We start from the raw sequence: 14,279 nt of genomic DNA, 5'->3' as shown, positions 1-14,279 counted from the left end.
TGCCAGCTACTGAGACACAAAAAATGAGACTTTGTTTGCCGCAGCCTGGTGAGGCCGGACAAATCAAGTCTCATTTGGTGATGCAGGCCGCCGACGCCGGGAAATCAGCTTCTCGAGCCCAGGTAAATGGTGAGGTACACAGACGGGTAGAACCGGTTGTTGATGGTGTTGTCATCCACGTTGAGGGAGCGGATAATGGCTGGCCGTTTGGCGTAGAGCTCCAGTAGAAACCCGGTTTCGATACCGGCCACCGCGTCGCGGTAGCGGCCGTACTCAAAGCTAAGCGCCCCCCGTACGTGAGCCCCCACATAGGGCTTCACCTCATTGATGCCCGAAAAGAGCGGGGCCCGGTCGAAAATCAGGTTGATATTGGAGTGCTTCTGCGGGTCGTAGGCTTCGGCGCGAATGTCGTCGGGGCCGGTGGCCTGGCCCTGGCTGTTGCGGTCCGTATAATCGTAGTACACGTAGTAAGGCATCAGCAGGCCGATGGATGGGCCGGCCCCGAACATGCCGTTTACCTGCACACCAGACTCAGGCGCTTTGCGGAAAATTACGCGCTGCACGCCTACCGTGGGCCGCAGCACAAACATGTAGTTGGCCTTGTCGCGCACGAAGGAGCCGCCGTTGTAGCTGGGCAGCCGGCGTTCCTTGGGGTGCTTCACCTCCACGCCTTCGAGGCTCCAGTAGCGCGACCATTTCTCGTTAAGAACCCGCGAAGAGCGCACCGAAAGGCCGCCAATCAGCCCACCCCGCGTATTGAAGTTGAGGCCGTATACAAATTCCTTGCGGTACGAAGGGTCGTCGTTGGGGGCCGCGGCCACGCCCTGCGCCTGCGCAGCCAGCGGACTAAACAGCGCCAGCAGGCTGGCAAGAGAGAGGATATATCGCACGGGACGCGAGGGAGCTAGGACGTAGGGAAAAACGAACCGACCGGGGTGCCCGGCAGGCAGCCTGTCGAAAGTACGTAAATTTGCGAGCATCATCTTGTTGCGAACTTCCTTCCTACCTGATTCAACTATGAGCACTGCCACCGCCCGGTACGCCGGCCACCTGCGCACCGAAGCCACCCATTCCGCCTCCGGCAGCACCATTCTGACCGACGCTCCCGTGGACAACCACGGCCGGGGCGAAGCGTTTTCACCGACCGACCTGGTTAGTGCCGCGCTGGGCTCCTGCATGATGACCATCATGGGAATCGTGGCCGAACGCCACAACCTGGACCTGACTGGTGTCACGTACGACGTGACCAAGCACATGGCTGCCGAGCCGCGCCGCATCCGGCAGATTGACGTACAGTTTCGGCTGCCGGCCTCGCTCACGGAAAAGGAGCGTACCATCCTCGAAAATGCCGCCCGCACCTGCCCGGTGGCTCTTAGCCTCAACCCGGAAATCCGGCAGGAGGTTCAGTTCGACTACGCCAACTAAGGCCGTCCGGCTACCACTCAAAAAAGAACGCCCCACATCAGCGGGGCGTTCTTTTTTGAGTGTTATGGGGCTATTTCACGGCTTGTTTCACGTCGCTTAGCCGGATGCCCATGTGCGAGGCATCGTAGCGGCACTCGCCGTCCTGAATCAGCAGCAGCTGCGGCGACTCGTGCTGCACGCCGAATTTCTGCGCTATTTCATTGGAGATGGGGCGGAAACGCAGCAAATCCAGGTAGTATATCTTGGTGTCTTCCAGGCCGGCATCGGCCCACTGGCGCTCCAGCTTGCCTTTGGCCGCAGCGCTGATAGAGCAGGAAGTGCTGTGCTTGAAGATGATAACCGGCGCTTCCTGCGATTCGCGCACGATGTCCAGGAGTTGTTCGGGTTGTGTCAGGGGGAGCCAGGGAGTCATAGCCAAAAGGGAGTTAGTTGGTAGCCGCGTTGTCTTTTTTCTTCTTCCGAAGACGTAAAGCAGGGTAGCTTGGTTCACTTACGCGGGCGGCCCCGGTATTGTCGAACTTATAACTATCCCGGTCGTCTTCGGCCTCTACGGAGCGGCCGCCGCCTTCCCGTTTCAGATCATCCTTGTTCACGGCTAGGTGCGAGTCCTTGTAGGGCGCCGGGTACTTGCGGGCGTCGCGCAGGGCGCGGCGGTTTTGGGCCTTTTGGTTGGTCTTCACAATCTGCGCCGAGGCGTCAGCAGCGGAGAAACAGAACAGGCCGAGAAGCAGGAGCAGGAAGCGCATCGGGAGTGGGAACGGGAGGATTCAAACGGGACAGAAGGCAAAAGCTCAGCACAATAATCCATGCCGGGCAGCGAAGACGCTAGAAGGGCAGCGTGAACCCCAGAAACTTACGCTGGCCGACTTTCTTTTTCAGCTTCCGACGCTCGTATTTGGGCTTTTTCAGCAGCCCGTTCTTGGTGTAGCTGTTCTTTTGGATTTTTACCTCCACCGGCTCGGCGCTGGTGCTGCTGCCATCAGCATTGGCGTCGTCGGCCCCTTTGGCGGCCTTTTTCACCTTGGGCTGGGGCGGGCCCTGCGGGCTGGGCAACGCGTAGCGGTGGCTTTGGCAGCTGGCCAGCAGCAGTCCAAGCAGCAGGCACAGCGTAACGAGTTGTTTCATAGGATGGGGAAATTAAACGTCATTCCGAGCGAAGCCGAGGAATCTCGCCAATGTGGTAAAATCAATGCTGCGCAACCATCAGCACGCGAGATTCCTCGACTACGCTCGGAATGCCGTTCCTGAACTCAGTAGTTCAGCAGCTTTTCCACGGCCAGCCGCAGGCGGTGCTGGGGCAGAAACTGCTTTTCGAGGGTTGGGGAGAAGGGAATGGCCGTATCGAGCGAGGCCACGCGCACCAGCGGCGCATCGAGGTGCTGGAAGCAGTGCTCGGCAATCCAGGCCCCGATTTCGCCGCCCAGGCCGCCCGTGAGGGTGTCTTCGTGGAGCAGCAGCACGCGGCCGTTTTTCTCCACGGTGGTGCGCACGGCTTCCTCGTCCCAGGGCAGCAGGGTGCGCAGGTCCAGGATGTCGGCGTCGAGGTTAAGCTCTTCGGCCAGCGCCAGCGCCCAGTGCACGCCCGCCCCGTAGGTGATGATGCTGATGGTTTCGCCCTCGCGCACCAGGGCGGCCTTCCCGATGGGCGTGGTGTAGTAGGCATCCGGCACCGGCGCCGAAATGCTGCGGTACAGCAGCTTATGCTCAAAGTACATCACCGGGTTGGGGTCTTCGAAGGCAGCGCACAGCAGGCCCTTGGCATCCACGGGGTTGCTGGGGTACACCACTTTCAGACCCGGCGTGTGCGTAAACCAGGCCTCGTTGCTCTGCGAGTGAAACGGGCCGGCCGCCGTGCCCGCACCGGTGGGCATGCGCACCACCACGTCGGCGTTCTGGCCCCAGCGGTAGTGGCTTTTGGCGAGGTTGTTCACAATCTGGTTGAAGCCGCAGCTCACGAAATCGGCGAACTGCATTTCCACCATGGCCTTCTTGCCCTTGATGCTGAGCCCCAGCGCCGCGCCCACAATGGCCGACTCGCAGAGCGGCGTGTTGCGCACCCGGCCTTTGCCAAACTGCCCCACGAAGCCATCCGTAATCTTGAACACTCCCCCGTAGTCGGCAATGTCCTGGCCCATTAGCACCAGCTCCGGGTGGCGCTCCATACTCTGGCGCAGCCCGTCCGAAATGGCGTCAACGTAGCGTTTGTCGGTGGTTGATTGTTGGTTGTTGGTTGTTAGCTGTAACGCTTCGTCGGGCTGGAAGCTGCGGTACATGTCTCCGATTTCCTCTTCGAGGCTGGCGGTGGGCATGGGCACGGCGTCGGCCACCTTCAGGCCTTCTTCTATCTCACGCTTGATGGTTTCGCGGAAGCGCATGCGGGCTTCCTCGTCGAGGATGCCTTCGGCCAGCAGCCACTTCTCGTAGTTCTCGACCGGGTCTTTCTGGGCCCACTCCTCAAATAGCTCCTGGGGCACGTACTTGGTGCCGCTGGCTTCTTCGTGGCCGCGCATCCGGAACGTGAGGGCCTCCAGCAGCACCGGGCGCGGGTTCTGGCGCAGGTCTTCGGCAAGGCGGCGCACGGTATCGTACACTTCCAGCACGTTGTTGCCGTCTACCTGCACGGCGTCCATGCCGTAGGCGGGGCCTTTGTCGATGAAGTAGTTGAAGCGGAACTGCTCCCGGCTGGGCGTGCTCAGGCCGTAGCCGTTGTTTTCGATGATGAAGATGACCGGCAGCTGCCACACGGCCGCCACGTTCAGGGCCTCGTGGAAGTCGCCTTCGGAAGCGCCGCCGTCGCCGCTGTACGTCACGGTTACTTTGGGGCGGTCCTCCAGCTTATCGGCCAGGGCAATGCCGCCGGCCACGGCCAGCTGCGGCCCCAGGTGCGAAATCATGCCCACGATGTGGTGCTCGTTGGTGCCGAAGTGGAAGCTCCGGTCGCGGCCCTTGGTGTAGCCGGTGGTTTTGCCCTGCCACTGCGCGAAGAGGCGGTCCAGCGGAATGTCGCGGCCCGTAAACACGCCCAGGTTGCGGTGTAGCGGCAGAATGTACTCGTCGGGCTCCAGGGCCAGCGTGCTGCCCACCGAAATGGCCTCCTGCCCTATCCCCGAAAACCACTTACTGACTTTGCCCTGGCGCAGCAGAATCAGCATTTTCTCCTCAATCATGCGCGGTTTCAGCAGGTGCTGATACAGGTGGAGCAGGGTGTCGTTGGAGTAGTCCTTACGGTCGAAGTTCATGGGGCAGAAGCGGGTGGGAGAATATCGGGGCCAAAAGTACGGGTTTGGGTTGGAAGGAAATTTATCTATCTGCTTTTGTGAATTACACCGGCAGTCGGCATCTATCTTCGGGGCTAAGAAGCTGTTTGAGTTAATTTTTGACCGGCAAAAATGATATAGAGACGCAAAATATTGCGTCTCCACTTCGCTCCAGCTAACTCAAACAGTTCCTAACTTCCTCCCTCTTATTCCTATATGAAGCAACTTTTATTTGCTACTCCTTTACTGCTAAACACCTTAAGAACACACGCTCAGCAGCCAGCCCCAACTGCTGCTGATAGTTTGCATCAGGTTTCGCCAGGGCTTATTCAAGACCCCGTTGTTGTTGAACAGATCAACCTTCCGCCCTTCACTACGCTGCAGCCGGCCCTGAGCCGGGTGGCCGGCGTGCAGGTGACACCCTATTCGGGCGCGCCGGGCGCGTGGAGCACGGTGCGCATCCGGGGTATCGCCAATGCCACGGGCAGCAGCCAGCCGCTGTATGTAGTAGATGGGGTGCCGGTGTATAATCTGGATGCTACGCCGGAGCGCTGGACCGGCCCGAACTATCCCTACGATCTGCCTTCTTCTGCTCCTACGGGGCCAACCACGCCTTTTTCGCCGGTCAGCAACCCGCTGCTGGACATGCCGGTGGAAGACATTGCGCAAATAGAAGTGGTGAAAGGCGCCGCAGCCACCGCGCAATACGGAGCCCAGGGCACCAACGGCGTTATCCGCATCAGTACCCGGCGAGGAGCCGGTAGCGGCCAAACCGCGCAGAAGCTTCGGGTGCGCTACGCCGGCTGGGCCGGGGTGCAGCAGGTGCGCCAGCGCTACGAGCTGCTAAACGCCCGCCAGTACGCCGACCTGGTAAACGTGGCAGCGGCCAACAACAACCAGCCCGCCCCCTACTCCGCCGCCGACCTGAGCGGGCTGGCAGCAGCCGACCAGCAGGACGAAGTATTTCGGGTGGCGGGCATACAGAGCCACAACCTGAGCCTGGAGGGCCTGACCGAAAAGAACACCCGCTACTACGTGGCCGCCGATTATCTGGGCCAGGCGGGCGTGGTGCGCAACTCGCGCCTGAGCCGCTACAGCCTGCGCACCAACCTGGAACAGCAGCTCAACTCACAGCTCACCGTGGGCCTGAACCTGGCCGGCAGCCAACTCAACCAGCGCCAGCCGGGCTACGAGCCGGACGCGGGGCCACTACTGCGCCAGTTCCTGCTGGCGCCGCCCGCTGTGCCTGGCCGCCGGGCCTCTTCCGTGCCCACCTTCGAGTCGGGGCTGCCGGGCCGCCTGCTGGATGAGGGCCACACGCCCCGTACGCGCCGGCTGCTGGCGCAGCTGCAGGCCCGCTATCAATTCACGCCGCACCTCTCCCTGCGGGTGTTTGGGGGCCTGGAGCGTGCCGCCACCAACGATGAATACCGAACGGACTACTCATCAGCTGCCGCCCTGGGCACCTTGCGCTACCAGCGGCAGGAAACGGCGGCCGTAGACCTGACCAGCCAGGTGGCTGGGGCCGAGCTGCGTTACCAGCGCACTGTGCGGGAGCAGCACGCCTTCGGGGCCAGTTTGGGCTACCTGCGCCAACAGTACAAACAAACGACCAGCCGCGCCATGCAGCAGGAGATATCCGGCCAGGGCTCTTCGGCGGTGGGAGGCAGCGAAATCAGCACCCGGCTCAACACCAACCCTACGTACAGCCCTTCTGTGGGCATTAGCTATGTGTATGGTGGGCGCTACGAGGTGCAGGCCTCCGTGCGCGCCGACAAGGTGGTGGACGGGCCGGGCCAGCTGGTTTTTTCAGGCGGGCTTGCTTCGATAGGGCCGCCGGAGGAAGCGTACCATCTGTTTCCGGGGGGTGAGGTGCGCTGGCACGCAGGCAAGGAAGCCTTTCTGCAGGAGGTGTCGGCGCTCAGCTCCCTCTCGTTTCAGGCCGGCGCGGGCCGCACCAGCAGCGCCTTCTCCCCCGACCGCACCACGCACTTCGACGCGGGCCTGCATCTGGGCCTGTTCAGGGGCCGCCTCACTGCGGATGCCACCGTGTATGAGCGCCGAACTACACGCGCGCAGTCGGGTGTGCTGATTCCGGTGCCCGGCTTCAGCTATCTGCTGATATCTCCTGAGTTGGACCTGCGCAGCCGCGGCATGGAGCTGGCCCTGAGCAGCAGCTGGCAGGTAGGGCCGGTAGAGTTCCTGAGTACGTTGGCCGCCGCTACCAACCGCAACCAAGTAACGCGAATGCTGGAAGGCAACGTCAACCCGGCCCTTTACTACCAGGGCCTAGAAGAAGGACAGCCGCTGGGGCGTTTTCTGGTGTATGCGCAGGATGGCACCTACCCCGCCGGTTCGCCGCAGGCCGGGCAGGTGCGCCTCCGCGACACCAATGGCGACGGCCGGCTGAATACCGACGATGCCCGCTACCAAGGCTCGGGGCTGCCCCGCTACACCCTCAACCTGTATCAGCAAGTGCGCCTGCAGCGGTGGCAGCTGGAAGCCCAGTTCGACGGCCTGTTCGGCTACCAGGTGCTTAATTCCACCTTCGTCTTTCTCGATGCGCCTACCGGAACCATCAACAACTCCGTCCGGGCGCTGAACTACTGGACGCCGGCCAATCAGAATACGCCGGTGCCGCGCCCCGGTGCGGAGGCATTTGGTTCGGCTTACCAGCTCACCGACCAGAACTTGGCAAGCGGCAACCATGTGCGCCTTTCGCAGCTCCGTCTCAGCTACGAGGTGCTGAACACCGGCCCGCGCCGCGCCAGCGTGTGGGTAGGCGGCCAGAACCTTTTTGTGACGGGCAGCTACCGGGGCTTCGACCCCAACGTAAGCAGCAGTGGCGCATCGCCGCTCCTGGCTGGCCGCGACGCCAGCGTGTATCCGGTGGCCCGGGTATGGCAGGTGGGCGTGCGCGGGTCTTTTTAGAGTAGCACAAAGGGCCCAAATCAGGCGGCATAATGTTCGGCAGACCAGACCCCCATCAGCTTGCGGCGGCACAGGCTTCTTTCTACCTTGCTAGCAGAAGCACTCCGGAGTGAGTGCTTCTGCTTTTTTTAGTCTCTCTCCCGCTCCTTTTCGTGCCTCCGCTTTCCCGTTTTTCCGTTTCCCGCGCCCAGTGGCGGCGCCTGGGCCTGCTGCTGCTGGTAGTGGCGCTGTCTTTTCTGCCCCTGTTCTGGCTCCTCGACAGCCACCCCATACAACAATACGACGAGGCCCGCACCGGCATCAACGGCCTGAATATTCTGCGCAACCACGAGTGGCTGGTGCTGCGCGACGGCAGCATGAAGCCTGATCTGTGGAACTGCAAGCCCCCGCTCTGGCCCTGGCTGCTGGCGCTCAGCTTCAAGCTGGTGGGCTACTCGGAGCTGGGCCTACGGCTGCCTTCGGCGCTGGCGGCGCTGGCCACGGTGCTGGTGGTGTACTACGCGGGCCTGCGCTGGCTGGGGGGCTGGGAAGGCGGCCTGCTGGCGGCGCTGGTGCTGCTCACGTCGCCGGGCTACGTTTCGCTGCACGTCACCCGCACCGGCGACTTCGATACGCTGCTCACGCTCTGGGTGACGCTGGGCAGCCTGAGCTGGCTGCGCTACCTGGTCGACGGGCAGAACCGCCACGCCTGGCTGACGGGTCTGTTTTTCTTTCTGGCCACCTTCACCAAGGGCATTGCGGGCCTCATGTTCGGGCCGGGGCTGGTGCTGGCCGTGCTGGCTACCGGCCAGCTACGGCGCCTGCGCCGGCCGGCGCCCTGGCTGGCGCTGCTGGCGCTGGCGGTGGGCATCGGGCTGTGGTACGTGGTGCGCGAAAGCGCGGAGCCCGGCTACCTGGCGGCGGTGTGGGCCTACGAGATAGGCGGCCCCTCAGCCACCGAAATGGAAGGCCACCACTATAGTTTCTATTGGTATATCACCAGCCTGATGGAGGACAAGTTCACGTTCTGGCTGGTACCGGCCCTGCTGGGCGGGGTGCTGGGCTGGCGGCTGGCTCCCGGCAGCCGCAGCTGGTGGCTCACGCGCCTGACGGTATGCGTGGCGGTCTGCTTCCTGCTGGTGCTGGCCATCACACGCACCAAGCTGCCGTGGTATGATGCGCCGGTGTATCCGATACTGGCGCTGCTGACAGCCAGCGGCCTGCTCCAGATGGCGCGTGCCGTGGCGGCGCAGCAGCACTGGCGGCCCGGCACGCTGGCCCGGGCCGGGGTGCTGGCCCTGGTGGTAGCGCTGCCCTACTGGGCGCAGTGCCGGGCGCTGGTCCGCACCTACGACGACCGTCACCAGGTACCGTCGCTGCTCTTTGGCAAGCACATTCGGCAGCAGGTGCGGCTGGAACCCGCCCTCAAGGAATACCTGCTCGGCACCGACGGACAGTTCAACGACTCGCCGATTTTCTACCAGCAGGCAGCCGCCCTGGCCTACGGACATACCAGCCAGATTACGCCCCCGTGGCGCATCGCCGAGTATGCCCGCCCCGGCCAGTACGTGGTGGTGTGCGGCCGCAAAAACCGGCGCATCTGGGAGCGGTCTTTCCGCACGGTGGTGCTGCTAGAAACCGATTCCTGCGCCACGCTGTTTCTGGGAGCCTACCCATCCAAATAAGCCGGGCGGCCTGCTCTCGCCGTGGGGCCGGCCGTCTCCTGATTTTTCTCTCCTGCCATGATTCATTTCGAAGAATTTACGCTCGCCAATGGCCTGCGCTGCATCGTACACGAAGACCACAGCACGCCCATGGCGGTGCTGAACGTGCTGTACAACGTGGGCTCCCGCGACGAAGAAGCGTCGCATACGGGTTTCGCGCATCTGTTTGAGCACCTTATGTTTTCAGGCTCCGTGAACATTCCGAGCTACGACGAACCCCTGCAGCGGGTGGGTGGCGAGAACAACGCATTTACTTCCCCCGACATCACCAACTACTACCTCACGCTGCCGGCCGCCAACATCGAAACCGGCTTCTGGCTGGAGTCGGACCGGATGCTGAACCTGGCTTTCTCGGAAAACGGGCTGGAAGTGCAGCGCAAAGTAGTAGTGGAGGAGTTCAAGCAGAATTACCTCAACCAGCCCTACGGCGACGTATGGCTGAAGCTGCGGCCGCTGGCCTACCAGAAGCACCCCTACCAGTGGGCCACCATCGGTAAGGAAGTCAGCCACATCGAAAACGCCGTCATGGACGATGTGCGGGCATTTTTCAAGAAGCATTATGCACCGCAGAACGCCATTCTGGTGGTAGCCGGCGCCGTAACGGTAGTGGAGGCCCGCCGCTTGGCCGAAAAGTGGTTCGAGCCGATTCCGGGTGGCCCAGCCTACGAGCGGCAACTGCCCGCCGAGCCGCGCCAGACGGAGGCGCGCTTCCTGGAAATAGCCGCCGATGTGCCGCTGAGCGCCCTCTACAAAGTGTACCACATGCCCGCCCGCAGTGCCGATGACTACTATGCCGTAGACTTGCTCAGTGACCTGCTGGGCCGCGGCAAATCGAGCCGACTCTACCAGCAGTTGGTAAAAGAGCAGGCGCTGTTCAACTCTATTTCGGCTTCCGTGATGGGGTCGTTGGAGCCCGGTTTGCTGGTCGTGAGCGGTAAGCTGAATGCGGGTGTCGCGCTGGAAGCAGCCGACGCGGCCGTGGAAGCGGTGCTTGCCGCGCTGCACACCACCGAAGTACCTGCCGAAGAGCTGGAAAAAGTAAAAAACCAAGCCGAAGCCAGCATTGTATTCGGCGAGATTGAGCTCCTGAATCGTGCGATGAACCTGGCTTACAGCAAACTGATGGGCAACGCGAATCTGGTAAATGAGGAAAGCGCCCGCCTGCAGGCTGTTACGCCGGCCGCCATTCAGGCTGCGGCCCGCGAGGTACTGCGCCCCGACAACTGCAGCACGCTCTACTACCGGGCGCAGCCGCGCGAGGCGGTGCCGCTGATAGCCGAAGCCGTAGCGGATGACTTGCGCTAACCGGGTACCCGGCAAGCAGAAAGGCCCGGTCGACGATGTCGACCGGGCCTTTCTGCTTGTTTAAGCTACGTAATCAGACAGGTACACTGGCTTACCAGCCGCTGCCGCCTGATCCCCAGCCGTCATCTTTCTTCTTGGCTGGAGCCGCTGCTTTTTTAGCGGGAGCTGCTGCTTTCTTGGTTGCTGTAGCACCGCCCGAGGCTTTGGTAGCAGTAGCGGAGGCCGCTACCGGGGCTGGAGCTGGCTCCGGAGCTACTGCTATCGGCTCGGGTTCTGGCTCAGGAGCCGGAGTGGCTACTACCGGATCAGGGCGCCGAACGTTGCGTTTCACATAAGGAGCCAATGGCCGGCCACGATAGTCGGTGGTAACGCGGTGGGAGGGTGCCGCCGTGAAGCCTGGCGCTACAACGGAGCCGCCCGGCTGTGCCGATGACCCACCGCCACTCATGGCATCAGCACCGCCGCCGCCAAAACCAGCTTTGCTGGATACACCGCCATCAGCCGGAGCCGCCGCTGGTTCAGCAACGGGTGCTGTTTCTTCTACTGCAGCTGCAGCCGGAGCAGCACCTGTTTTTTTGGCCGGAGCGGCTTTCTTGGCTGCCGGAGCAGGAGCGCCCCAGCCATCAGAAGAACCCCAACCGTCAGACTTGGCTTTTTTGGATTGCGCCTGCGCCGGCGCAAGCATCAGAAACGTGCCGGCCAGCAGCAACGGAAAGGCGAAACGGGTCATCAGAATAAGAGATTAAAAAGTTCTGCAAGATACGGCTTCGCACAGTGGCAAGAAACCCTTTGCACGCTTTTCGCAAACGCAACACCTTCGTGGAAGTTCCTGCCTAAGTAACTAATTATAACAATTTGGCTCCTAGCGCTGTTTGCCGGGCCGGGCGGCTGGTTTGGCTGGTTCCGTTGGCATAGCATCGGCAGCCGGTTTGGGCGTGGCAGGTAGGCTCTGGGTGGCGGTAGCTTTGGAAGCATCCGGCGCCGGCGCCATTACATCCGTGGTTTCGGTGGCCGGCGCCGGGGCAAAGGGCTGTACGGCCGGAGCTGCAGCCGTCGGCTGCTTGGCCTTAGCGGCAGGCTGTGCCTGGGTTGTCAGGGCCAGCATACTGCCGGCCAGCGCGAGTAACAGAGAGGAAGGTGCCATAACATGAAGCTAGATGGTTTGACATATAATAAGTTACGCATTATTTATCGCACTTCCGGCCACACGCACACGCAAAAGCCCGGCTGCATCAACCGGGCTTTTGCTGAGTAAGTCAGAAAAGAAGAATAATAGTTAGCGGCGCTTTACGGTGGTTTTTTTTGCGGGAGCAGCCGGCTTCTCAGAAGAAATGGAGGTGGCTCCGGTGGTAGCAGGCTTGGGCGCCTTCTTTTTCAGGGGGCGGCCCATGTAGTCGGTGGTAGGCGGGCTGGGCATATTCAGCCGGAGGCCGGGAGCCAGCTTCAGGTTCTCTTCGTCGCGCCGGTTCGACCGGTCGTAGCGGGCATATGCTCCGGACCGGGCCTTGGTCTTGGTATTGGAGGTCCGGTGGTAGCCGTTAGCGGCTTTTTTGGTGCCAGCCGGGCGAGTGACTTGCTGGGCCTGCGCGGAACCAGCTAGTACTGCACCAGCTATGGTCAGCACGGCAACGAAAAGAGCAGAAGTACGCATGGCGGAAAGGCAAAAAGGTGAGCGGATTTTCCTCCTACGGAATCTTCGCAGGCTCGGACAACTTACCAGTTACCGGCAGTGGTAGCCGCTACTGGCGACGACTTTTCAACCTTCTTGGCTAGCGTGGAAGCCCCTTTCGACTTTTGCTTCAGCGGGCGGCCCCAGTAGTCGGTGCTTACGCGGCGGTAAGGCGAGGAGCTCATGCCGGGTGCCACCATCACCCCCGACGAATGCATCATGGGGTCGGTGCTTACTTCTTCTACAGCAGCTATATCCTTAGTGGCAGCGGTAGTAAGGTTCGATGACTTTTTCTTCAGCGGACGGCCCCAGTAGTCGGTACTCGGACGGTCGTGCAGGCTCAGGCTTTGGCCGGGGGCCGTGTTCCAGCCCATGTTGTAGCGCGGAGCATCTTCGGTGGCAGGCATTGCTTCATCAGCAGCCAGAGCAGTAGCCGGCTCATCCAGCCAGGAATCATCTGCCACAGGATACTGGCTTTGCGCGAAGGAAGCACTGGCAGAGGCAACCAGCAGGAAGGCGGAGAAGAAAAACGATTTCATAGCAGTGGAAAGTCGAAGTAAAAAGAAGCGGGCTGCTGCCCGTAAGCCTCTGCTACAGAACGGGTGGCGCCCCGCGTTCCGGCTGCTGGCCGTTGGTAGGAAGCCCTTTTGCAGCAACCGTACCAACTTTCAGAACAATGGGTGGCAAAGGAGTCCAGTGGCACCGAAAAAAAGTACACCATCCTCGTAAGCAATTGAAATTCAGCAACAAAATTTCATTGCCCAACAATCCACATTCAACAAGCAGCAATCAACTTACCTTTGTAGCACTATGCAGGAAATCATTAGCCGGCTGCGCGCCGAAATCGAAGCCTACGACCTGAGCACTCCCGAGCAGCTCGACCAGTTCCGCATTGCCTACACCGGCCGCAAAGGCCAGCTGGCTGATCTGTTTGACCAGCTCAAAACGGTGCCGCAGGAGCAGCGCCGCGCCATGGGCCAAGACCTGAACCAGTTGAAGCAGCTGGCCCAGGCCCGCTTCGACGCGCGCCGGCAGGAGCAGGAAGCTGCCGCCGCCAATGCCCCTGCCGACCCCTCGTTCGACTACACGCTGCCCACCATTCCGAATGCGCTGGGTACGCGCCACCCATTGAGCCTGGTGCGCGAGGAAATTGTGCGCGTTCTGGCACGTATCGGCTTCAATGTGGCCGAAGGGCCTGAAATTGAGGACGACTGGCACAACTTCACGGCCCTCAACTTCCCCGAAAACCACCCCGCCCGCGACATGCAGGACACGTTTTTCGTGCACCGCACACCGGGCGAGCCAGAGTGGGTGCTGCGTACGCATACCAGCCCTGTGCAGGTGCGCGTCATGCAGACGCAGAAACCGCCTATCCGAAGCATTATGCCCGGCCGCGTATACCGCAACGAAGCCATTTCGGCCCGTGCCCACATGATGTTCCATCAGGTAGAGGCCCTGTTTGTGGATGAAAACGTGAGCTTCGCCGACCTCAAACAGACGGTATACTACTTCGTGCAGGAGCTATTTGGGGCTGATGTGCAGGTGCGGTTCCGCCCTTCCTTCTTCCCTTTCACCGAGCCCAGCGCCGAAATAGACATTACCTGCCTGATCTGCAAAGGCAAGGGCTGCAACATCTGCAAAGGCACCGGCTGGGTGGAAATTGGCGGCTGCGGCATGGTCGATCCGGCCGTGCTGGAGCAGTCCGGCATCGACCCGGAGCGGTACTCCGGCTACGCCTGGGGCATGGGTATCGAGCGGATTGCCATGCTTAAGTACCAGATCAAAGACCTGCGTCTGTTCACGGAAAACGATATGCGTTTTCTGCGCCAGTTTGAGAGCGTGCAGTAGCTTTCTTTTGCGGATGCCCTATACCGTGCAGGGCTTTTCCTCGTTGAGTTGAGGGCTTTCGGGAAGCGGATTCGAAAAGCGAATCTGCTTCCCGGTAACGGTTGCTTTTGCAGCTCTTTTCAGGCAGTTTCCTGGCCATTC

Annotated in this window: 14 protein-coding genes; 5 read left to right on the top strand and 9 right to left on the bottom strand. The window is 61.5% G+C overall.

What is annotated here, in order from left to right; all coding sequences use genetic code 11:
* Positions 1-104: 104 nt before the first annotated feature.
* Entirely contained in the window at positions 105-890 is a 786-nt protein-coding gene (locus tag IC231_RS03520; RefSeq protein WP_211538836.1) for a hypothetical protein, read from the bottom strand.
* Positions 891-1,017: 127 nt separating this feature from the next.
* Between IC231_RS03520 and IC231_RS03515 the strand changes: the two genes are divergently transcribed.
* Positions 1,018-1,425, top strand: a complete 408-nt coding sequence (locus tag IC231_RS03515) for an OsmC family protein (RefSeq protein WP_190783211.1) — start codon at positions 1,018-1,020, stop codon at positions 1,423-1,425.
* A gap of 70 nt (positions 1,426-1,495) precedes the next feature.
* On the opposite strand, the gene ytxJ is transcribed toward IC231_RS03515, so the two are convergent.
* The 4 genes from ytxJ to IC231_RS03495 all read right to left on the bottom strand — a co-directional run bounded on the left by ytxJ (position 1,496) and on the right by IC231_RS03495 (position 4,664).
* Complete coding sequence (gene ytxJ, locus IC231_RS03510; protein ID WP_190783210.1) at positions 1,496-1,837, bottom strand: bacillithiol system redox-active protein YtxJ; 342 nt, start codon at positions 1,835-1,837, stop codon at positions 1,496-1,498.
* 13 nt (positions 1,838-1,850) lie between these two features.
* Positions 1,851-2,171: a hypothetical protein gene (locus tag IC231_RS03505; RefSeq protein ID WP_190783209.1), complete on the bottom strand. Its 321-nt coding sequence runs from the start codon at positions 2,169-2,171 to the stop codon at positions 1,851-1,853.
* A gap of 79 nt (positions 2,172-2,250) precedes the next feature.
* Positions 2,251-2,550 (bottom strand): hypothetical protein, encoded by a 300-nt coding sequence (locus IC231_RS03500; RefSeq protein WP_190783208.1) that lies wholly within the window; start codon positions 2,548-2,550, stop codon positions 2,251-2,253.
* Between the two features lie 125 nt (positions 2,551-2,675).
* Positions 2,676-4,664 (bottom strand): alpha-ketoacid dehydrogenase subunit alpha/beta, encoded by a 1,989-nt coding sequence (locus IC231_RS03495; protein WP_190783207.1) that lies wholly within the window; start codon positions 4,662-4,664, stop codon positions 2,676-2,678.
* 321 nt (positions 4,665-4,985) lie between these two features.
* Between IC231_RS03495 and IC231_RS03490 the strand changes: the two genes are divergently transcribed.
* The 3 genes from IC231_RS03490 (at position 4,986) to IC231_RS03480 (ending at position 10,621) form a co-directional block, all read left to right on the top strand.
* A complete protein-coding gene (locus tag IC231_RS03490) occupies positions 4,986-7,613 on the top strand; it encodes a TonB-dependent receptor plug domain-containing protein (RefSeq protein WP_190783206.1) in 2,628 nt (875 codons plus the stop codon).
* A gap of 152 nt (positions 7,614-7,765) precedes the next feature.
* Entirely contained in the window at positions 7,766-9,277 is a 1,512-nt protein-coding gene (locus IC231_RS20160) for an ArnT family glycosyltransferase (protein WP_190783205.1), read from the top strand.
* Between the two features lie 57 nt (positions 9,278-9,334).
* Positions 9,335-10,621, top strand: coding sequence for a M16 family metallopeptidase (locus IC231_RS03480; RefSeq protein WP_190783204.1), 1,287 nt, complete (start codon positions 9,335-9,337; stop codon positions 10,619-10,621).
* 91 nt (positions 10,622-10,712) lie between these two features.
* Here IC231_RS03480 and IC231_RS03475 read toward each other — a convergent pair whose 3' ends face one another.
* The 4 genes from IC231_RS03475 to IC231_RS03460 form a co-directional block, all read right to left on the bottom strand.
* The gene (locus IC231_RS03475) at positions 10,713-11,351 is read right to left on the bottom strand and encodes a hypothetical protein (protein WP_190783203.1); all 639 of its coding nucleotides are present in this window, start codon (positions 11,349-11,351) and stop codon (positions 10,713-10,715) included.
* A 132-nt stretch (positions 11,352-11,483) separates the two neighbouring features.
* The gene (locus tag IC231_RS03470; protein ID WP_190783202.1) at positions 11,484-11,765 is read right to left on the bottom strand and encodes a hypothetical protein; all 282 of its coding nucleotides are present in this window, start codon (positions 11,763-11,765) and stop codon (positions 11,484-11,486) included.
* Between the two features lie 132 nt (positions 11,766-11,897).
* On the bottom strand, positions 11,898-12,272 hold the full coding sequence (locus IC231_RS03465) for a hypothetical protein (RefSeq protein ID WP_190783201.1): 375 nt from the start codon (positions 12,270-12,272) through the stop codon (positions 11,898-11,900).
* 62 nt (positions 12,273-12,334) lie between these two features.
* Positions 12,335-12,829: a hypothetical protein gene (locus tag IC231_RS03460; RefSeq protein ID WP_190783200.1), complete on the bottom strand. Its 495-nt coding sequence runs from the start codon at positions 12,827-12,829 to the stop codon at positions 12,335-12,337.
* Between the two features lie 271 nt (positions 12,830-13,100).
* On the opposite strand from IC231_RS03460, the gene pheS reads away from it, so the two are divergent.
* On the top strand, positions 13,101-14,138 hold the full coding sequence (pheS, locus tag IC231_RS03455; protein WP_190783199.1) for a phenylalanine--tRNA ligase subunit alpha: 1,038 nt from the start codon (positions 13,101-13,103) through the stop codon (positions 14,136-14,138).
* Positions 14,139-14,279 lie beyond the last annotated feature (141 nt).

The organism is Hymenobacter duratus, assembly GCF_014698995.1.
Taxonomy (GTDB): Bacteria; Bacteroidota; Bacteroidia; order Cytophagales; family Hymenobacteraceae; genus Hymenobacter; species Hymenobacter duratus.
Note: the sequence above shows the minus strand (reverse complement) of the source record. Positions and strands in the feature narration are given on the sequence as shown.

Excerpts from the sequence above, each read along its gene's own strand:
- ytxJ (WP_190783210.1), bottom strand. The coding sequence starts at position 1,837 with ATGACTCCCTGGCTCCCCCTGACACAACCCGAACAACTCCTGGACATC.
- IC231_RS03460 (WP_190783200.1), bottom strand. The coding sequence starts at position 12,829 with ATGAAATCGTTTTTCTTCTCCGCCTTCCTGCTGGTTGCCTCTGCCAGT.
- pheS (WP_190783199.1), top strand. The coding sequence starts at position 13,101 with ATGCAGGAAATCATTAGCCGGCTGCGCGCCGAAATCGAAGCCTACGAC.
- IC231_RS03470 (WP_190783202.1), bottom strand. The coding sequence starts at position 11,765 with ATGGCACCTTCCTCTCTGTTACTCGCGCTGGCCGGCAGTATGCTGGCC.
- IC231_RS03475 (WP_190783203.1), bottom strand. The coding sequence starts at position 11,351 with ATGACCCGTTTCGCCTTTCCGTTGCTGCTGGCCGGCACGTTTCTGATG.
- IC231_RS03500 (WP_190783208.1), bottom strand. The coding sequence starts at position 2,550 with ATGAAACAACTCGTTACGCTGTGCCTGCTGCTTGGACTGCTGCTGGCC.
- IC231_RS03465 (WP_190783201.1), bottom strand. The coding sequence starts at position 12,272 with ATGCGTACTTCTGCTCTTTTCGTTGCCGTGCTGACCATAGCTGGTGCA.
- IC231_RS03505 (WP_190783209.1), bottom strand. The coding sequence starts at position 2,171 with ATGCGCTTCCTGCTCCTGCTTCTCGGCCTGTTCTGTTTCTCCGCTGCT.
- IC231_RS03495 (WP_190783207.1), bottom strand. The coding sequence starts at position 4,664 with ATGAACTTCGACCGTAAGGACTACTCCAACGACACCCTGCTCCACCTG.
- IC231_RS03480 (WP_190783204.1), top strand. The coding sequence starts at position 9,335 with ATGATTCATTTCGAAGAATTTACGCTCGCCAATGGCCTGCGCTGCATC.
- IC231_RS03515 (WP_190783211.1), top strand. The coding sequence starts at position 1,018 with ATGAGCACTGCCACCGCCCGGTACGCCGGCCACCTGCGCACCGAAGCC.